The sequence below is a fragment of the Streptomyces sp. NPDC050617 genome (genome assembly GCF_040654795.1).
GTDB lineage: Bacteria > Actinomycetota > Actinomycetes > Streptomycetales > Streptomycetaceae > Streptomyces.
Window position 1 is genome coordinate 334,956 of sequence record NZ_JBFAIS010000005.1, and the last position, 19,034, is coordinate 353,989.

The window sequence follows — 19,034 nt, forward strand, 5'->3', positions numbered from 1 at the left end:
AGAGCCAGTGTCACGGGAGAAGTGCGTCCACGACTACGACGTGATCGTCGTCGGCTCCGGCTTCGGCGGCGCGGTGACCGCCCTGCGCCTGACCGAGAAGGGCTACCGCGTGGGCGTCCTGGAGGCGGGCCGCCGCTTCACCCGCGACACCCTCCCCAAGAACTCCTGGGACCTGCGCAACTACCTGTGGGCCCCCGCGCTCGGCCTCTACGGCATCCAGCGCGTCCACCTCCTCGGCAAGGTGATGGTCCTCGCCGGAGCCGGCGTCGGCGGCGGCTCGCTCAACTACGCCAACACCCTCTACGTACCGCCGAAGGCATTCTTCGACGACCCGCAGTGGTCCGGCATCACCGACTGGCAGCAGGAGCTGGCCCCCTATTACGACCAGGCGCAGCGCATGCTCGGCGTCCGGCTCAACAGGACCATGACCCCCTCCGACGTCCATCTCAAGGCCGCCGCCGAGAAGATGGGCGTGGGCGACACCTTCCACATGGCGCCCGTCGGGGTGTTCTTCGGCGACGGCGACGACGCGCGGGGCGAGGTGCGGGCCGCCCCCGGCGGCGAGGTCCCCGACCCGTACTTCGGCGGCGCGGGCCCGGCCCGCACGGCGTGCACCGAGTGCGGCGAGTGCATGACCGGCTGCCGCCACGGCGCGAAGAACACCCTCAACGAGAACTACCTCCACCTCGCCGAGCGGGCCGGCGCCGTCATCCACCCCATGACGTCCGTCGTGGCCGTCCGCGAGGACCCGGCGGGCGGCTACCAGGTCGCCGCCCGCCCCACCGACGACCGGCGCACGGGCCGGGCCACGGTGTTCCGCGCCGGACAGGTCGTCATCGCCGCCGGCACGTACGGCACCCAGACCCTGCTGCACACCATGCGGGACAAGGGCCTGCTGCCGGGCATCTCGCCGCGCCTCGGCCACCTCACCCGCACCAACTCCGAGGCCCTCGTCGGCGCGCAGACCGACGACCGCCGCTACCGCAGGGCACACGGCGCGCCCAGGGCCGACTTCACCCAGGGCGTCGCCATCACCTCGTCGGTGCACCCCGACGAGAACACCCACATCGAGCCCGTGCGGTACGGCAAGGGGTCCAACTCGATGGGCGCGCTCACCGTCCTCCAGGTCCCGCACGGCGGCCGCGCCCCCAAGGCCCTCGCCTACGCGGCCCGCTGCGCCCGCCACCCCCTGCTGCTGCTCCGCTCCCTGTCCAACCGCCGCTGGTCCGAGCGGACCATCATCGGCCTGGTCATGCAGTCCCTGGACAACTCCCTCACCACCTACCGCAAGCCGAAGGGGCTCGGCAAGGGCCTCCTCACCGCCCGCCAGGGCCATGGCGCGCCCAACCCGGACCACATACCGGAGGCGACGCGGGCCGCGTCCCTCATCGCGGAGGAGATCGGCGGCTTCGCGGGCAGCAATGTCGGCGAGCTGATGGGCACGCCGCTGACCGCGCACTTCCTCGGCGGCTGCCCCATCGGCGCGGACGCGGAGCACGGCGTCATCGACCCGTACCACCGGCTGTACGGGCATCCGGGCATCCACGTCGTCGACGGCTCGGCCGTCTCCGCGAACCTCGGCGTCAACCCGTCCCTGACGATCACCGCCCAAGCGGAACGAGCCATGTCGTTCTGGCCGAACAAGGGCGAGGCGGACACCCGCCCTCCGCAGGGCGCAGCGTACGAGCGGCTGCCCGCGGTCGAGCCGCGCGGCCCGGCCGTGCCGAAGGAGGCGTACGCGGCGCTGACCCTGCCGTTCCTGCCGGTGCCCGCCGTGCCGCCGAAGAAGCCCGCGGACTGATCACGCCCCGGGCGGCGGGGGAGAGCGAAGGGCCCCGGGAGGCCGCTCGCGGGGGCGGAGCGGCCTGCCTCGGGGCCCTAGGCTGTCGGCTCCGGCGTCAGGGCAGCGCCGGTGCCGAAGGGGCGGCGCCGGGGGGAGCGCCGCTGGCTATGGGGTGCGCACGGGCTTCTGACGGCCCGGTGGTCGGGACCATTGGCGGTGCGTCGCGACGGGGTGTGCCGCTCTTCGCGCCTTGGATGCATCGTGCTGGATGCGCCGCGCCGCACGCAACCGTTTCGACCGGATACGGTCGGTCCCGGGCGTCCCCGGAACCGACCGTCCAGTGTGTGGTGACCGGGCTGCTGTCCCCTGCTGACCGGTCACCGGACCACCGGAGCGAGGTCCCACGACGTACGCGCTCGTACGTCACACGCTCCGGCGGCTCCGCCCTGTCGTGAAGGGCGCCCAGAGAACAGGGGCGGAAACCACGCGTGGATCTCAAGTGGGCCGCTCCTGGCTGGCGCGGACACCCGGTCCAACGAAGGCCGTCGGCGGCCGGTCACGCGCCGTACGGGTGACGGCCCCCGAACACAGGGCCGCGGACCGGCGCCCGCCCGCCGCCGGCGGCCTCAGACCCGGCCCCGGCACAGCTCCAGCAGCGTCATCGCCAGCGCCGTGCCCGGCTTGCCCAGCTGGTCGCTGTAGTGGGTGAGGATCTCCATCTCGCGGGAGAGGTTCACGCGGCGGCCGCCGGAGGCGATGCGCTCGCGCTGGATGACGGCCGAGGTGGCCATCCGTTCCTGTACGAGCCCGATGATCCGTCCGTCCAGATCGTCGATCCGCTCCCGCGCCCCGACGATCACGGAGGCGGCCTCGTCGGTACGGGCCCCGGTGTCGGCGGCGGTGTCGGCGGCGGTGGTCGTAGTCGTCACGTGTGTCTCCTGGGGGTCTGGGCCCCCGGAGCCGACGATCACTCTGATCGGACCCGGAACTCTCGGCGAGCGAACGCAGAACGCCCCGGGCCTGTCGGCCCGGGGCGCCTGGGAAGTCGCTTGTCGATCAAGCAGCACGACCATGGCAGCCGGACGGGCCGGTGCCATAGGTAAACACGAAGGTCGAGTGCGTGAACATGGGGCTCAGTATGTGCCCGTTAGAATCGAAAGTCCAACCCCCCGTTCCACCGCCGGAAGGCCGCCGAAGTGCCCTCAGCGTCCCCTGCAGCCGCCCCCGACACCGTTCTGGTCGTCGACTTCGGCGCGCAGTATGCCCAGCTCATCGCCCGTCGTGTCCGTGAGGCGCGGGTCTACAGCGAGATCGTCCCGTCCACCATGCCGGTGGCCGAGATGCTCGCCAGGAAGCCGAAGGCGATCATCCTCTCCGGCGGCCCCTCGTCGGTCTACGCCGAGGGCGCCCCGACCGTCGACCGCTCGCTCTTCGAGGCCGGGGTGCCGGTCTTCGGCATGTGCTACGGCTTCCAGCTGATGGCCACGGCGCTCGGCGGCACCGTCGACAACACCGGGGCCCGTGAGTACGGCCGTACGCCGCTGACGGTCTCCCGGCCCGGCTCCACCCTCTTCGAGGGCACCCCCGCCGAGCAGCCCGTATGGATGTCGCACGGCGACGCCTGCTCCGCCGCCCCCGAGGGCTTCACGGTCACCGCGTCCACGGACGTCGTGCCGGTCGCCGCCTTCGAGAACGACGACCTCAAGCTGTACGGCGTGCAGTACCACCCCGAGGTCATGCACTCCACCCACGGCCAGCAGGTCCTGGAGCACTTCCTCTACCGCGGCGCGGGCATCGAGCCCACCTGGACGACCACCAACGTCGTCGAGGAGCAGGTCGCCGCGATCCGCGAGCAGGTCGGCACGAAGCGCGCGATCTGCGGGCTGTCCGGCGGCGTCGACTCCTCGGTCGCCGCGGCGCTCGTCCAGCGGGCCATCGGCTCCCAGCTGACCTGCGTGTACGTCGACCACGGGCTCCAGCGCAAGGGCGAGACGGAGCAGGTCGAGAAGGACTTCGTGGCGGCCACCGGCGTGCAGCTGAAGGTCGTCGACGCGGAGGAGCGCTTCCTCACCGCGCTCGCCGGGGTCAGCGACCCCGAGCAGAAGCGGAAGATCATCGGCCGCGAGTTCATCCGCGTCTTCGAGCAGGCCCAGGCCGAGCTGGTGGCCGAGGCGGGCGCGGCCGGCGAGGACGTCGCCTTCCTCGTCCAGGGCACGCTCTACCCGGACGTCGTCGAGTCCGGCGGCGGCACCGGCACCGCCAACATCAAGTCCCACCACAACGTGGGCGGCCTCCCCGAGGACCTGGAGTTCGAGCTCGTCGAACCGCTGCGCCACCTCTTCAAGGACGAGGTCCGCATGGTCGGCACCGAGCTGGGCCTGCCCGACGCCATCGTCCAGCGCCAGCCCTTCCCCGGCCCCGGCCTCGGCATCCGCATCGTCGGCGAGGTCACCAAGGAGCGCCTGGACCTGCTGCGCGAGGCCGACGCCATCGCCCGCCAGGAGCTCTCGGCGGCCGGCCTGGACCGCGAGATCTGGCAGTGCCCGGTCGTCCTCCTCGCCGACGTCCGCTCCGTCGGCGTCCAGGGCGACGGCCGCACGTACGGCCACCCCATCGTGCTGCGCCCCGTCTCCTCCGAGGACGCCATGACGGCGGACTGGTCGCGCCTCCCGTACGACGTACTGGGCCGCATCTCGACCCGCATCACCAACGAGGTCGACGAGGTCAACCGGGTCGTCCTCGACATCACCAGCAAGCCCCCCGGCACCATCGAGTGGGAGTGACCTCCCACACGTAGCGGTCAACGCCGACGCCGTCGCTCATTCGTTTGGGCGGCGGCGTCGTCGTACCCCGTGGGTACGCTGCTCGTACAGGCGAGACTCTGCCGCATGGGAGCAACCATGAGCGCCGCACGTGAGTACGGGCGGCCCCGCCCGCCCGAGGGCGGCTGGACGGCGGACGACCTCGACCGGCTTCCGAATCTGCCTCCGCATACGGGGCTGATCGACGGGAGCCTTGTCTTCGGGAGCGCGCAGACCCGATTCCACTCGCGCACCCTGCGGCTCCTGGACAACGAGCTGCTCGCTCAGGCCCCGGAGCATCTGGACGTCGATCGCGGGATGACGGTCCGGCTGGACGACAAGAACCGCCCGGAGCCCGACATCGTGGTCTTCCGCGCGGAAGCCGCCACACACTCCGACCAGACCTGGTACGAGCCCGAGGACGTCGTCCTCGCCGTCGAGGTCGTCTCACCCGACTCCAGGGCCCGCGACCGCGAGGTGAAACCCCGCAAATACGCCGCCGCCGGCGTCCCGCACTTCTGGCGCGTGGAGAAGAGCAACGATCTCCCGGTCGTGTACGTGTACGAGCTGGACCCCGCCACCAGGGCCTACACGGCCGTCGGCATCTACCACAACCGCCTCAAGCTGTCGGTCCCGTTCCCCATCGACATCGATCTCACCGAGATCGACAACCTCTGACGGGCCCACCCCTGTTCTCCGGCGATACCGGGCGGTAGCTTCCGTCCCGTACAGACATACGCGCAGACACACCCGCGCGCTATCGCCGGAGGAGAGCCGTCATGCCGCAGGCACCGGAGCCCATACCCACGGATCAGCTTCAGTTCGCGATGCCGCCTGAGCACGAGAGCGTCGCCGACGAGCGGCGGTATCGCAAGGAGCGGCTGGCCGCCGCGTTGCGGCTGTTCGGGCGGTTCGGGTTCGAGGAGGGGGTGGCGGGGCACATCACCGCGCGGGACCCGGAGTTCACGGACTGCTTCTGGGTGAATCCGTTCGGGATGTCGTTCAAGCACATCACCGTCGACGACCTCATCCTCGTCAACCACGCCGGGCAGGTCGTCGAGGGCCGGTACCACGTCAACCAGGCCGCGTTCGCGATCCACTCCCAGGTCCACCAGGCCCGCCCCGACGTCGTCGCCGCCGCCCACAGCCACTCCACGTACGGGCGCGCCCTGTCCTGTCTCGGGGAGCTGCTGGACCCGATCACCCAGGACGTCTGCGCCTTCTACGAGGACCACGCGCTCTTCGACGACTACACCGGGGTGGTCGTGGACGAGGAGGAGGGGCGGCGGATCGCCAGTGCGCTCGGGGCGCACAAGGCCGTCATCCTGCGCAATCACGGGCTGCTGACGGTCGGGGACTCGGTGGACGCGGCGGCCTGGTGGTTCATCACGATGGAGCGGTCCTGCCAGGTGCAGCTCGCCGCGAAGGCGGCCGGGAAGCCGGTGCTCATCGACCACAAGAGCGCCGTGCACACCCGCGAGCAGCTCGGCAACGACCTCGTCGCGTGGATCAACTATCAGCCCCTCTACCAGCAGATCACGCGCAGCGAGCCGGAGTTGCTCGGCTGACAGCGGCCCGAATGTGAGTTCGGTTGCGCCGAGGTGCTCTCCGCATGCGGCACAATTCCCTGACATTGTCGGGAAGTTGAGGCCCCAGGGGCAGGAGAGGTGGCGTTGCGGCGTGGCTGTGGAGACGGCGGAGAACGCCGAGGCGGACGCGGGCGCGCACGGCGGCGGCTGCGCCTGCGGTAGCTGTCCGCACAGCGTCCGGGCCGGACGCCGGCGCGCGGCCGCCGAGTTCGCCGCGCGGCGCGACGAACTCGCCGCCGGGCAGGGCGTACCGGCCGCGCTCGCCCACTCGGACGGCGCCTCCCGGCAGTGGGTGTCCGACGAACTGACGCAGGCCGCCCGCGCCCTCGCCGGGCGCGCCCACGCCGAGCGCGACGCGTGGCACTGCCTCGTACGGCGGCGCACCGTGTTCGCCGTCTGGGGCGGCTGCGCCGCGCTGCTCCTCGGGCAGGCGCTGACCGCGATCGGCGCGGGATGGACGGCGGCCCGTACGGCGGGCATCGTCGCGGCCGTCGCCACCGCCGCGCTGCTGACCCTCGCCGCGCGGCTGCACCACTCCCGCGGCGGCCTGCTGGCACCCGTCGTCGGCGCGGACAACCGGCTCTCCACCTCCCGCGCCGTCGCCGCCGTATGGCTGCTGTTCGTCCTCTTCGCGGTGCTCCTCATCGCCGTCGAGACGGCCGTCTCCCCGGCGGGAGCCGGCCGGCGGGAGCTGCTGGCCGGGTTCCGACTCGGGCGCTCCGCCGGGGTGTTGACCGTCCTCGCCCTGACCTGCGCGGTCGCCGTGCTCGTACGGCGCGTCGTCGCGCTGCGCGTACGGACGCAGCGGCTCCAGAAGATCCGCGCGGACCGGCCGCGCGCCGCCGACCTGCTCACCGACGACGCCGGGCGGGGCAGCTTCGGCGATGTGCAGTACGCGCTGGTCTGCGCCGTCGTCGTGGTCCTCGCCGCCGTGCGGCTCGCCCGCCGGCCGCAGCAACTCCCCGACATTCCCTGGGGGTTGGCGGTGCTGATGGCCGTCAGCGCGGCTGTGTACGTGGCGGGCAAGTACGCGGAGGGCGGGCGGCCGGTGATCCTGTCGGTCGTACGGGCGCGGGAGGCGGGCGACCTCGACGGGCCGATCCGCACCGGCGACGACATCGAGATCCGCGGCGCCGGCTTCCTGCCGCCCGGCGCGCGGACCCCCGACCGGCTGGCCCGGATGGTCGTGCGGATCGGCGCGGTGTACGTCCATGTGCCGCTCGTACCGGCGCCGGGCGGCTTCACCAACCCGACCGACGCGGCGCTGACCGTGCCGATCCCGGTGGACGTCGAGCCGGGCCCGGCCGAGGTGCAGGTCATCACGGCGGCCGGGGCCGAGACCAACCGCTACCAGATCACCGTCTGCGACTGAAACCGGCCGCCGCCATGGCCGTTGCGCTCTGAGCCCGCGGCCCTCGCCGTACGTATGGTCAGGGGCGAGGGGCCGACGGACGGGTTGGCGCCCGACGGGCGGGTTACGGAGAGGCGGCGGCAGTCATGGCACATGTGGACCGGGGGATGGGGCCGGGGATCGGCGGCAGCGGCGGGCCCGGCGGCCTGCGGGCGGCCGCCGCCCGGTACGCGCTGCTGCCCCTGCGCGTCTTCCTCGGCGTCACCTTCATCTACGCGGGGCTCGACAAACTCACCGACTCCGCCTTCCTGTCGGACAGCGGACCGGACTCCATCGGCGACCTCATGCGGGGCGTGCACGGCAGCTCGGCCGTACCCGCCCTGATCGACCTGGCGCTCAAGAGCCCCGTCGGCTTCGGCTACGCCATCGCCTTCGGCGAACTCGCCGTCGGCATCGGCGTCCTCTTCGGCATCCTGGGGCGGCTCGCGGCGCTCGGCGGCGCGCTGATCTCGCTCGTCCTGTGGCTCACCGTCAGCTGGGCCACGGAGCCGTACTACTACGGCAACGACCTCGCGTATCTGATGGCCTGGCTGCCGCTGATCCTGGCGGGCACACCGGTGTTCTCGTTCGACGCGGAGTGGGCGCGCCGCCGACGGCGGCACGGGCAGCGGCTCTTCGGCTGAGCGGGCCGCTGAGCGGGCCGCGTCGGCCGCCGGGGAGTGCGCACGCCCCGCCGGCCGACGCGGCGGGAACCGCTACCGCTCCTCCGGGTCCCCGCCGCGCCCGCCGCGGCGGCGGATGCCGAAGGCCAGCGACGAGACGAGGCCCGCCGCGATGAAGCCCATGCCCATCGCGGGCAGCAGCGCGTAGGCCGGGAAGTGCCAGAGCCCCGCCGCCATCGCCAGATACATCGCGCACCCGCCGAGGAAGATCAGACCCACGACGATCTTGCCCGGCTCGAACTCATGCCGTCGCACGGCGTACCTCCGATGGGGAGTGGCGGCAGCTGACGCTGTCCCGCCATTCTCGTTCATGGCCTCTCACGGATCACCTCGGCCTGCCCCAGCCCCACCTTGAGCGAGATCTCCAGAGTCCCGCGTGACGCCTTGCCGTTCACCGGCTTGAGCGTCACCTCGCGGTGCTGGTCCGGCTTGATGTCGATGTCGTCCGACGTCTCGCCGGGCAGCTGCACGTCGCCGACGCCGATGTCCACCTTCGCCTTCACCGTGACGTCGTCGGGCACCGCCACCCTGAGCTTCCCCGCGCCGACTTCGGCCCGCGTCGCGACCGTACGGTCCTCGCGCCAGTCGACGCCGGTCAGATCGAGGGTTCCGTAGCCGCTGCCGAGCCGGTAGCCGGAGCGCACGTCCGAGGCGTTCGACGGGGACCAGGTCCGCCGCGACCAGTCGGCGGTCACGGACTTGGGCAGCCCCGCCGCCGCCGTCAGCAGCAGCCCCGTCACGACGGCCGCGACGACGGTGCCGCCGCCCGTGCGCCCGTACAGCGAACTGACCGTGATGCCCAGGCCGAAGACGCCGAGCGCGCACGCGAAACCGATCTCCAGGCTCGTGCCCAGCGGGTGGTGGCGCCACGTCACACCGATGGCCAGCCCCGCGGCGGCGAGCGCCCACAGGAAGATCCAGCCGCCCAGCGGCCGGCCCCGGCGGGCGGGCCGGCGGGCCGCGCGCTCCGCCGCCTTCCGGCCCCGCGACGCGGACTTGGCGTCTTCCGCACCGTAGTCGGGACCCCACAAATAGCCTGTCCCGGCGGGGGAGTGGCCGGGGACGCCGTCCTTGACGATCGGGTCGCGCCACCAGGACGGCGCGCCGGGCGCGGGCGGCGCCTTGGTCTCCGGCGGCGCGTCCTTCTGCACGGTCGCGCCGCTGGTGGCGGGGGTTTCGTCGGCGCTGTCGGCGGCTTGCCGACGCTGCTGCGACCAGTACGTGGCGCCCGCCACGGCGCAGACCAGCAGGAGCGAGAAGGAGACGACACCGCTGTTGTTGAGCATCGACAGGAACAGTCCGCTGCCGACCAGCGCGCACAGCACCGCCGTCAGCGCGGGCCCCTCGACCCGGCCGGACAGCAGCCGCCGGCCCTCGTTCTCCTCCTCGCCCTCCAGCGGCACCAGCAGCCACGCGAAGCCGTACGCGATGAGGCCGAGGCCCCCCGTGAAGGAGAGGACGCCCAGCACCACCCGGAAGATCACGGGGTCGAGGTCGAAGCAGCGGCCGAGCCCCCCGCACACTCCGGCGACCACCTTGTGCTCGCGGCTGCGCCGCAGGGGCGGCCTGGCGCCCGGCGTGGTGTCCGCCGTTTCGGCGGTGGGTGCGTCGGTCATACGTACATGGTGTCAACCCGCAGGCGTCGGAGGCATCCGCGGCAACCCTGGACGTTCCCTGAGACCGTCCCTTAGGCAATGGCCGCTATCGTGATCCATCGAACATGAAGCGGGGACCCAGAGGGGAGCACGGTGTCGGAGTCGGTGACGGGCGGGGAGCCGGGAACGCAGTCCGATGAACAACGGCTGGTCGCCGGGCGGTACCGGCTTCTCGAACGGATCGGCCGCGGCGGCATGGGCACGGTGTGGCGCGCCGAGGACGAGCTGCTGGGCCGCCAGGTGGCGCTGAAGCAGATCCACATCTCCCCCTATCTGGAGGACGACGAGCTCGCGACGCTGTACGAGCGCACCCGACGCGAGGCGCGCAGCGCGGCCCGGATCGCCCACCCCAACGTGGTGGTCGTCCACGATGTGGTCGAGGACCGCGGCCGTCCGTGCATCGTGATGGAGTACGTACCGTCGACGACCCTCGGCGACGTGCTCAAGCAGTTCGGCACCATCTCGCCGGAGGAGACGGCCCGGATCGGGCGCGGCATGATCGCGGCGCTGCGGGCGGCGCACGCGGCCGGGGTGCTGCACCGCGATGTGAAGCCGGGCAATGTGCTGCTCGGCGCGGAGGGCCGCGTCGTGCTCACCGATTTCGGCATCGCGCAGTCCAGCGGCACGTCGACGCTGACCAAGACCGGCGAGATGGTCGGCTCCATCGACTACATCGCGCCCGAGCGCGTCAAGGGCGGCAGCCCCGGCCCCGCGTCGGACCTGTGGGCCCTCGGGGCGACGCTCTACCAGGCGCTGGAGGGCCGCCCGCCGTTCCGCAAGGACACACCGGTGGAGACGGCCTACTCGATCGCCGTGGACCCCTTCGAGCCGCCGCGCCGGGCGGGCCCGCTGACGAAGCTGGTCGAGACACTGCTGGCGAAGGAGCCGGAGTTCCGGCCGCCGGCGGAGCTGGTCGAGCAGATACTGCGCGAGCCGATGGCGGAGGCCGAGACCGCGTACATCGACGCGATGGTCAAGCCGACGGGGTCGACGGCGGGCGGCGCTGCGGGGACGGCTGGTACGGGCACGGGGGCGACGGCGGGGACCGCCGCGGGGGCCGCGGCGGGGGCCGCGGGCGCTGCGGCTCCTCCGGGATTCGGCCCGGCCATGGCCATGGGTACGGACACGGGCGCGGGTACGGGCACTGGTACGGGCACGGGGCAGGGTTACGGGCCCGCCGCGACCGGTACGGGTACGGGCCCGACCGCCACGGGCGCGGACCCGGCCACGGGCTTCGGCACCGGCCCGACGGCCCAGGCCCCGTCCCATGAGGCGCCCTATGCGGCGGCCTCCCACGCGCCGACCGGCCCGACGCGGCGCGACGACTACGGCGCGGCGGGTCCGGGCTTCGGCGCCGCACCCCTGTCCGAGGCCGCCACCGGGCCGTCGTCGTCACCGGCACCGGCACCGTCGCCGTCACCGGGCAAGGGCTCCCCGGACAAGGGCCGGGGCCGCGGCCGTACGGTCCTGTGGACCGCGGTGGCCATGGTGGCCGTCATAGCCGTGGCGGGCGGCACGTACTACTACTTCACGGAGATGCGGACCTCGGGCGGCTCCTCCGCCTCGGCGGACGCCTCCGGCAAGCAGGACCACAAGCCCACCGCGCCGTCGTCGACGAAGCCCTCGCCCGGCAAGTCCAAGCTGCCGCCCCCGCCGGCGGTGCCGGACGGCTACCAGAAGGTCACCGAGGACGGGCTGGGCGTCAGCTTCCCCGTGCCGGAGGGCTGGACGCGGCAGGAGAAGAACTCCACGGAGGTCAACTACATCGACCCGAGCGGACTCGCGCGCATCCAGGTGAACGTCCTGGACTTCGCCAGCTCCGACCCCCTCCAGCACTGGAAGGAGGTGGAGACGCAGGTGAAGGCGGAGCAACGCGGCTACAAGCTGGGGCGGATGCAGGACACCAAGTACCTCGGGGAGGAGGCGGCGGTGTGGGAGTTCACCTTCCAGGGCAAGGCCAGGGAGTTCCGCGCCATCGACCTCGGCTTCGGGCACGAGGGCGGCAAGGAGTACGCGATCTACCTCTCGGCGCCCTCCACGATGTGGGACCAGTACCGGCCGGTGTTCGACTCCGTGAAGGACGGTTTCCGTCCCCTGAAGTGAGGCGCGAGGCGACCCGGAGGCCGTGCCGCGTCGGCAGGGCGCGGTTCTGCGGGTCCCGTCAGGGGTGACCCTGATGCCCGGAGCCCCGCTGACGTGTGACGATCGGGGCATGACCGCCGCCTACACCGCACCGCCCGACCCGGACGCCGCCCCGCCGCTGCGCAAGCTGTACCGCAGCGCGGAGGGGCGCATGCTGGGCGGGGTGGCGCGGGGGCTCGCCGGCCACCTGGGGCTGCCGGTGTCATGGGTGCGCGTGGTGTTCGCCGCGCTGCTCATGTCGGAGGGGCTGGGCGCGGTGCTGTACGCGGTGTTCTGGTTCGTCGTGCCGCTCGGCGTCGGCGGCGTCGAGGCCCGGCGCGCGCCGGCCGAGACGTTCCCGGACGGCAGGCGCAGGCTGCTCATCCGCAAGCCGGACCGGGGCCAGATCTTCGCGCTCATCGCGCTCGTCATCGGTGCCGCGATCTTCCTCGACAACCTCCACCTCGGCCGCGCCAACGCCTATATCTGGCCCGTCCTGCTCATCGGCGCGGGCGTCGCCCTGGTCTGGCGGCAGGCCGACAACGCGCGCCGCGCGCACTGGATGGAGGTCAGCCGCCGCAAGCGGGTGCTCCCGGTGGCGCGCGGCGCGACGGGCGTGGCGCTGGTCGGCGTGGGCGTCACGGGCATCGTGGTGCTCCAGGGCTCGGCCCGGCACCTCGGCACGGTCCTCCAGGCGTCGCTGGCCGTACTGGTCGGCATCGCGCTGCTGGCCGGGCCCTATCTCGTACGCATGACGCAGGACCTCACCGAGGAACGGACGATGCGCATCCGCGCGCAGGAGCGTGCCGAGGTCGCCGCCCATGTGCACGACTCGGTCCTGCACACGCTCACCCTGATCCAGCGCAACGCCGAGGACTCGCGCGAGGTCTCGCGGCTGGCCCGCGCCCAGGAACGGGAGCTACGGGCCTGGCTGCACCGGCCGGAGGGGCGCGGCAAGGACGAGGCGCAGGCGCCGCAGACGCTGGCGGAGGCCGTCAAGGCGGCGGCGGCCGAGGTCGAGGACCACCACGGCGTGCCGATCGAGGTCGTCGTGGTCGGGGACTGCCCGCTGGACGAGAAACTGGGCGCGCAGATGCAGGCCGCGCGGGAAGCGATGGTCAACGCCGCCAAGTACGGTGGCGAGGGCGGGGCGGTGCAGGTCTTCGCGGAGGTCGAGGGGCGCACGGTCTTCGTCTCCGTACGGGACCGGGGTCCGGGCTTCGACCTGGACGCGGTGCCGGGCGACCGGATGGGCGTACGGGAGTCGATCATCGGCAGAATGCAGCGCAACGGCGGTACGGCGCGCCTGCGGTCCGCGCCGGACGGCGGCACCGAGGTGGAACTGGAAATGGAGCGGTCGGCGTGAGCGGGCCGCGCGGCCGGACGACGGACGAGGACGAGGGACGGACGACGATGAGCGAGGGCAACGAGCCGACGGGCGGCGCCGCGATGGGCACGGACGAGGGGCGTACGGTGCGGGTGGTGCTGGTCGACGACCACCGGATGTTCCGCACGGGCGTGCAGGCCGAGATCGGTCAGACGGACCGTACGGGCGTCGAGGTCGTCGGCGAGGCCGCCGACGTGGACCAGGCGGTCACCGTCATCACCGCGACCCGCCCCGAGGTCGTACTCCTGGACGTCCACCTGCCCGGCGGCGGAGGCGTCGAAGTACTGCGCCGCTGCGCCTCGTTGATGGCCGCCCCCGAGCAGCCGGTGCGCTTCCTGGCGCTGTCCGTGTCCGACGCCGCCGAGGACGTCATCGGCGTCATCCGCGGCGGCGCGCGCGGCTATGTCACCAAGACCATCACGGGTACGGACCTGGTCAACGCCGTCTTCCGGGTCAAGGACGGCGACGCGGTCTTCTCCCCGAGGCTGGCCGGCTTCGTCCTCGACGCCTTCGCGTCGACCGACGCGCCCCCGGTCGACGAGGACATGGACCGCCTCACCCAGCGCGAACGCGAGGTCCTGCGCCTGATCGCGCGCGGCTACGCGTACAAGGAGATCGCCAAGCAGCTCTTCATCTCGGTGAAGACCGTCGAATCGCACGTCTCGGCAGTGCTCCGCAAACTCCAGCTCTCCAACCGGCATGAGCTGACCCGGTGGGCCACTGCCAGGCGGCTGGTCTGATCGCGCGGGATCAGTTGGTGGGTGACATCGGATGAAGGCTCCGAACGGTTCGTGGTCGGCGGACTCCGAGGCCATCTGGCGGAAGAGCAGCTACAGCGGGGCGCAGGGCGACTGTGTGGAGGTGGCCGATACCGACGGCTCCATAGCTGTCCGTGACTCCAAAGCCTGTCGCGGACCCGCCCTCGGATTCACCCGCGCCGCTTGGTCCGCTTTCATCGGGGGCGTGAAGCACGGTGCGCTCCGGAGGCATGGCGCGCCGGGGTCATGACGTGAGTTCAGCGCCTCCGGTCGGAATCTTGAGCTCCACCCAGACCTGCTTGCCGATGCCGTCCCTGCGCGGGCACGTCCCCCAGCGGTCCGCGAGCGCGATCACCAGGGCGAGCCCTCGGCCGTCCTCGTCATCGTCCTTGGCCGGGCGCGGCACCGGGAGGTCGTCATTCGCGTCGGCGACCTCCAGGCGCAACGCGCCGTCACAGAACCCGAATCGAGTCCCGATCTCCCGGCCGGGCGAGGTCTTGGCGTGCTCGACGGCGTTGGTGACGAGTTCGGAGAGCAGCAACACCGCTGTCTCGGCGGGTTCATCGGTGACGCCCCAGATCGCCAGCTGCTCGCGCAGAGCGGCACGTGCGCGGCCGACGCTTCTGCGGTGGCGGGGGAATCGGTAGGCGGCCTCGTCGGTGGCGGGCGCGATTGCCGCCTGTTCTCCGGGTGCAGACACAGGAGTGCCCCCTCAAGAGTGCGTGGCTGGCCGGCGGTTCGGTGTGCTGTCGTCCGACCGCGAGCATCGCGCCACGTGAGTGGTTGGTGACTGTTGGTAGCCTGGCGTGCCGAGCTCGCACGGTGCAAGCGAAACACTCAAAGTCACTTGATCTGACGACGACGCTGGGTATGTTGGTGATCGCTAAGAGTGCCTGTGGGGGCATCGGTCAAGGGGGCGTCATGCCAGTGCTGGAAAACCCAACCGTCCGTCGTCGTGTGCTGGGGGCGAACCTTCGTCGATTGCGCGAGGACAGGGGGCTGTTCTTGGAAGATGCCGCCGAACAGCTCAGTTGCCATGCGGCGAAGGTCAGCCGCATCGAGTCCGGGCGAAGTGGAATCCGGCAGCTTGACCTGCGTGTGCTGCTCGACTTCTACGGCGTCAAGGACCGCCAGGTGCGGGAGGGATGGCTTGCCCTGGCCCGTGAAAGTCGCAGGCGGCGCTGGTGGCGGGAGCTGGAGGACCAGCTTCCACAGGACTTTCTCGATCTGATCGGCCTGGAGGATGAGGTTGCCGGGTGCCGAGGTTTCCAACCGAGTGTGATTCCGGGACTGTTCCAGACCGAGGCGTACGCGACCGCGGTAATCCAGGGCGGCTCTGCGGGCCCGCCGGACGAGGGGCAACGGACCAAGGTGCGCGTGCGGCTGGAACGTCAGAAGGCGCTGACGAGACGCCAGCCCGAGTTGCTCAACGTGTGGATGGTCCTGGGCGAGGCGGCTCTTCGGCAACGGATCGGCGGGCTGGGCGTATTGCGAGAGCAACTGTTGCATTTGGCCGATTTGGCGCAACTTCCGAACGTCACTCTGCAGGTACTACCCTTCTCGGCGGGGGCTTGTAAGGGGGGAATGCTGCCCTTCTCGCTCTACAATTTCCCGGCCCCGACGGACCTGGAAGTGGTGCTTCTGGAGAGCTTCACGAGCCACGCCTACCTCGATGGGCCTGAGGATACGGCTCACTACAGCAGTGTCTTCGATCATGTACGAGCAGCAGCGTTGAGCGCCCTGGACTCGGAGGCGTTGATCGTCAGCTCGGCCGACGAGCTGGCCCGTGACTAAGGAAGTGCGACAGATGACCGCTGATCGGTCCGAGTGGTTCAAGAGTTCCTACAGCCATCAGAACGGCGAGTGCGTCGAAGCCCGCCGGGCCGGGACCGGCATGAGCCTGCGGGACACCAAGGACCGCGAGCGCGGAACCCTGGCATTCGGGTCGGATGCCTGGGGCGCGTTCCTCGGAGGCGTAATACAGGGAGCCTTCCGCGCGGTATAGCAGCGGGAAACCGCAGACCTCCTGTTGAGCTCCGGTCAAACAGGGCAGGTCAGGCCCCGACGCGTCCGTATATGACGCTCTGGTCACAAGCGGAACCTCGATGACGAGTACGCCATCTCTTCCGGTCGAAAGGCCCCCACGGGGCCCCTGGCAGCACTGCCCCCTGCGGCTGCCCTTGATCCGGAAACGAGAGCTTCATGAGCCTGACGGGGACGCCCTTCTTCCTGACGTCGATTGTGCTGGTGATCGCGGCCCTGGCGGTGCCGCTGCTGCTGTGGAGCCGAATAGGCGGGCCGCGGGCGGTGCGGGCGGTGGCGCGGTTCGTCATGCTGCTGTTCGCGCAGACCACGGCGGTCGTCATGGTCTTCGTGATCGTGAACAACTCCAACGGGCTCTTCGACAACTGGGACGACCTGCTCGGCACCGGCAACCACGTCAACGCGGCGGCCGACCTCGGCGCGGACGGCACCGGGGGGAAGTCGGTGAAGCACGAGCCCAAGGTGATGCAGAAGTTCAAGCCGGCCGGGGACCAGCGGATGGGGCCGGGGGTGCGGGAGACGAAGCTCAAGGGGCAGATCTCCGGGGTGGAGGGCGAGGTGTACGTGTGGCTGCCGCCGCAGTACGACGACCCCGCCTTTCAGGGCCGTAAGTTCCCGGTGGTCGAGGTGCTGCCGGGCTTCCCCGGCTCGGCCAAGGCGTGGTTCGGGACGCTGAACGTCAACACGCAGCTCAAGCCGCTGATGGAGAAGGGCGAGGTGGAGCCGTTCATCATCGTTGCGCCGCGCACCACGCTGCTCGGCGACGTCGACACCGGCTGCGCCAACGTCCCCGGCAAGGTCAACGCCGATACCTGGCTGAGCGTCGACGTCCGCAAGATGGTGACGGACAACTTCCGGGCCGCGGACAAGCCGGACGGCTGGGCCGTCGCCGGGTACTCCGCCGGCGCGCACTGCGCCGCCAAGCTCGCCGTCTCGCACCCGGACCGCTACCGGGCCGGGGTGAGCCTGTCCGGCTACAACGACCCGATCGCCGAGCCCGTGGCGCTGACGGCGAAGGACCCGGTCCTGCGGGAGAAGAACAACCCGTGGAAGATCCTCCAGCAGGCCAAGACCCCGCCGCGGACCGCCCTGTTCGTCTCGGGCGCGGACGGCGACGGCTATCAGGCGGGGATGGCGCTCAAGCAGGCGGCGAAGGCGCCGACGACCGTGCACGTGGAGAAGATCCCGAAGGGCGCGGGCGGGCACGGCACGGTCGTCTGGCGGAAGCAGGTGCCGGAGGTCTTCAAGTGGCTCACGCATCAGCTCAAGGCGTGAGGTAAGGGGCTGGATACAGCTTGCGGTCACGCCCCCTGGGCTGTCCGTTCACGCCGGGCGCGTCGCGCCCGCGAACGGCATCTGGTCGATCGGCGCCACCCGCACCGGCGCCCCCGGACGCGGCGCGTGGATCATCTTGCCGTCGCCGACGTAGATGCCGACATGGCTGACGCCCGAGTAGAAGAACAGCAGGTCGCCGGGCGCGAGTTGGGACCGGCTGACCCTGGAGCCCGCGTTGATCTGGGTGTACGTGGTGCGCGGCAGCGACACCCCCGCCGCCTGCCAGGCGGCCTGCGTCAGCCCCGAGCAGTCGTACGCGGACGGGCCGGTGGCGCCCCATACGTACGGCTTGCCGAGCGCCGCGTACGCGTAGGACACCGCGCGGGCCGCCCGCCCTGTCGGGGCCTGGGCGCTGCCGCGCGCCGCCGAGCGGTCCGCCGCCCGTACGGCCGTGCCCCGGTCCGTACCAGGCGCGCCGTCGTTCCCGCCGTCGCTCACGCTCGTACCGTCGTTCTGCACGTCGGCGCGCTGTGCGGCCGTCAGCTCGCCTAGGAGCCGCTTCGCGGCGTCCAGCTTCCCCTCGGCGGATCGTTTGTGCACGCCCAATTCGGCCTGGGAGTCCTTGAGGCGGGCCAGTTGGGAGTCGGCGGTGGTGCGTACCTGCCGTACGCCGCGCAGTTCGCGTTCGACGCGCTCCACGGCGGCGGCCTGTCGCCCCGCCATGTGCTCGGCGCGCGCGGCGCGGTCGAGGTACTGGTCGGGGGAGGCGGAGAGCGCGAGCCGGATCTCGGGGGAGAGGCCGCCGTCGCGGTACTGCGCCGTGGCATACGACCCCAGCGCGTTACGGGCCGCGTTGAGCCCCTCGGTCTTGCGCGCGGCCTCGTCGCGCAGCTCGTCCAGCGCGTCCTCGGCGGCGCGCGCCTTCTCCTTCGCGCCGTTGTACCGCTCGGCGGCTGCCTCCGCTTCCTGGTAGTAGCGGTCCACCTCGGTCTTGACCTGGGCCGGGGTGGGCCGGGGCGCGGCGTGTCCGGTGCCTTCCAGCGCGGTACCGGTGGCGGCGCCCGCGAGGGCGAGGGTGGCCGCGGTGCGTGCGGTGGGGCCGGTGAGCGAGTACGGCCGGGGCCGTTTGGGCTTGCGGTGCGAGGCCACGGGGGCCGTCACTTCCTTCCGGTGCCTTGCTTTCTGTTCTGTGCTTTTCTGCTCCGCGCTTTGCTGAACTGCGCTTTCCTGCCCTGCGCTTTCCTGTACTGCGCATTTCTGTTGTGCGCGGTTCGCCGCGGCGGCCCGGCGGTGGCCCGTAATAGGGGGGCGGGCCGCCGCCGGGTTTTCTCGGCGTAGTGGCCGACAGCCGCCGTCCGAGCGCGGTACGGGCCCTGGCGGGGCCCGGTCGTTCGGACGGTGACAGTGGGGAGCCGGTCACCTGGGGCAGGACGCTAGGCCCGACCGTCACGGGACTGCGCGGGCATGACTGCTATTGGATGAAACCGTGCGCACGGTGACCGCACGTGATCGGTCCACTCGCGCTCGTACAGGAAGATTTCGGCCGCCC

The 19,034-nt window shown here is 71.7% G+C and carries 18 protein-coding genes; 13 read left to right on the forward strand and 5 right to left on the reverse strand.

The genetic code is table 11. From position 1 onward, the window contains the following. The first annotated feature begins 7 nt into the window (after nucleotides 1-7). Complete coding sequence (locus AB0I49_RS10080; RefSeq protein WP_363226364.1) at nucleotides 8-1,801, forward strand: GMC family oxidoreductase; 1,794 nt, start codon at nucleotides 8-10, stop codon at nucleotides 1,799-1,801. A gap of 608 nt (nucleotides 1,802-2,409) precedes the next feature. On the opposite strand, the gene AB0I49_RS10085 is transcribed toward AB0I49_RS10080, so the two are convergent. Then, nucleotides 2,410-2,712: a chorismate mutase gene (locus AB0I49_RS10085; RefSeq protein ID WP_363226365.1), complete on the reverse strand. Its 303-nt coding sequence runs from the start codon at nucleotides 2,710-2,712 to the stop codon at nucleotides 2,410-2,412. 267 nt (nucleotides 2,713-2,979) lie between these two features. Between AB0I49_RS10085 and guaA the strand changes: the two genes are divergently transcribed. The 5 genes from guaA (at nucleotide 2,980) to AB0I49_RS10110 (ending at nucleotide 8,207) form a co-directional block, all read left to right on the forward strand. Continuing rightward, entirely contained in the window at nucleotides 2,980-4,566 is a 1,587-nt protein-coding gene (gene guaA / locus AB0I49_RS10090) for a glutamine-hydrolyzing GMP synthase (RefSeq protein WP_363226366.1), read from the forward strand. 117 nt (nucleotides 4,567-4,683) lie between these two features. After that, entirely contained in the window at nucleotides 4,684-5,262 is a 579-nt protein-coding gene (locus tag AB0I49_RS10095) for a Uma2 family endonuclease (protein ID WP_363226367.1), read from the forward strand. Between the two features lie 101 nt (nucleotides 5,263-5,363). After that, entirely contained in the window at nucleotides 5,364-6,152 is a 789-nt protein-coding gene (locus AB0I49_RS10100) for a class II aldolase/adducin family protein (protein ID WP_363226368.1), read from the forward strand. Nucleotides 6,153-6,264: 112 nt separating this feature from the next. Next, nucleotides 6,265-7,545, forward strand: a complete 1,281-nt coding sequence (locus AB0I49_RS10105; protein ID WP_363226369.1) for a hypothetical protein — start codon at nucleotides 6,265-6,267, stop codon at nucleotides 7,543-7,545. A 125-nt stretch (nucleotides 7,546-7,670) separates the two neighbouring features. After that, nucleotides 7,671-8,207, forward strand: coding sequence for a DoxX family protein (locus AB0I49_RS10110; RefSeq protein ID WP_363226370.1), 537 nt, complete (start codon nucleotides 7,671-7,673; stop codon nucleotides 8,205-8,207). Nucleotides 8,208-8,279: 72 nt separating this feature from the next. Here AB0I49_RS10110 and AB0I49_RS10115 read toward each other — a convergent pair whose 3' ends face one another. Next, on the reverse strand, nucleotides 8,280-8,501 hold the full coding sequence (locus tag AB0I49_RS10115) for a hypothetical protein (protein WP_363226371.1): 222 nt from the start codon (nucleotides 8,499-8,501) through the stop codon (nucleotides 8,280-8,282). A 53-nt stretch (nucleotides 8,502-8,554) separates the two neighbouring features. Then, nucleotides 8,555-9,862, reverse strand: a complete 1,308-nt coding sequence (locus tag AB0I49_RS10120; RefSeq protein WP_363226372.1) for a PspC domain-containing protein — start codon at nucleotides 9,860-9,862, stop codon at nucleotides 8,555-8,557. 132 nt (nucleotides 9,863-9,994) lie between these two features. Here AB0I49_RS10120 and AB0I49_RS10125 point away from each other — a divergent pair, with 132 nt between their 5' ends. The 4 genes from AB0I49_RS10125 (at nucleotide 9,995) to AB0I49_RS10140 (ending at nucleotide 14,417) form a co-directional block, all read left to right on the forward strand. Next, entirely contained in the window at nucleotides 9,995-12,004 is a 2,010-nt protein-coding gene (locus AB0I49_RS10125) for a serine/threonine-protein kinase (protein ID WP_363226373.1), read from the forward strand. Nucleotides 12,005-12,113: 109 nt separating this feature from the next. Beyond that, on the forward strand, nucleotides 12,114-13,388 hold the full coding sequence (locus AB0I49_RS10130) for a PspC domain-containing protein (protein WP_363226374.1): 1,275 nt from the start codon (nucleotides 12,114-12,116) through the stop codon (nucleotides 13,386-13,388). 47 nt (nucleotides 13,389-13,435) lie between these two features. Further along, nucleotides 13,436-14,149 carry a response regulator transcription factor gene (locus tag AB0I49_RS10135; RefSeq protein WP_363226414.1) on the forward strand — a complete coding sequence of 238 codons (714 nt, stop codon included), beginning with the start codon at nucleotides 13,436-13,438 and terminating at the stop codon, nucleotides 14,147-14,149. A gap of 31 nt (nucleotides 14,150-14,180) precedes the next feature. After that, nucleotides 14,181-14,417: a DUF397 domain-containing protein gene (locus AB0I49_RS10140; RefSeq protein ID WP_363226375.1), complete on the forward strand. Its 237-nt coding sequence runs from the start codon at nucleotides 14,181-14,183 to the stop codon at nucleotides 14,415-14,417. Here AB0I49_RS10140 and AB0I49_RS10145 read toward each other — a convergent pair. Then, a complete protein-coding gene (locus tag AB0I49_RS10145; RefSeq protein WP_363226376.1) occupies nucleotides 14,412-14,867 on the reverse strand; it encodes an ATP-binding protein in 456 nt (151 codons plus the stop codon). The two genes, AB0I49_RS10140 and AB0I49_RS10145, sit on opposite strands and share 6 nt — an antisense overlap. Nucleotides 14,868-15,088: 221 nt before the next feature. On the opposite strand from AB0I49_RS10145, the gene AB0I49_RS10150 reads away from it, so the two are divergent. The 3 genes from AB0I49_RS10150 to AB0I49_RS10160 all read left to right on the forward strand — a co-directional run bounded on the left by AB0I49_RS10150 (nucleotide 15,089) and on the right by AB0I49_RS10160 (nucleotide 17,485). After that, on the forward strand, nucleotides 15,089-15,961 hold the full coding sequence (locus AB0I49_RS10150; RefSeq protein ID WP_363226377.1) for a helix-turn-helix transcriptional regulator: 873 nt from the start codon (nucleotides 15,089-15,091) through the stop codon (nucleotides 15,959-15,961). A gap of 13 nt (nucleotides 15,962-15,974) precedes the next feature. Next, nucleotides 15,975-16,172, forward strand: a complete 198-nt coding sequence (locus tag AB0I49_RS10155; protein ID WP_363226378.1) for a DUF397 domain-containing protein — start codon at nucleotides 15,975-15,977, stop codon at nucleotides 16,170-16,172. 197 nt (nucleotides 16,173-16,369) lie between these two features. Beyond that, nucleotides 16,370-17,485: an alpha/beta hydrolase-fold protein gene (locus tag AB0I49_RS10160; RefSeq protein WP_363226379.1), complete on the forward strand. Its 1,116-nt coding sequence runs from the start codon at nucleotides 16,370-16,372 to the stop codon at nucleotides 17,483-17,485. 48 nt (nucleotides 17,486-17,533) lie between these two features. Here AB0I49_RS10160 and AB0I49_RS10165 read toward each other — a convergent pair whose 3' ends face one another. Continuing rightward, entirely contained in the window at nucleotides 17,534-18,634 is a 1,101-nt protein-coding gene (locus tag AB0I49_RS10165; RefSeq protein ID WP_363226415.1) for an NlpC/P60 family protein, read from the reverse strand. Between the last annotated feature and the right edge of the window lie 400 nt (nucleotides 18,635-19,034).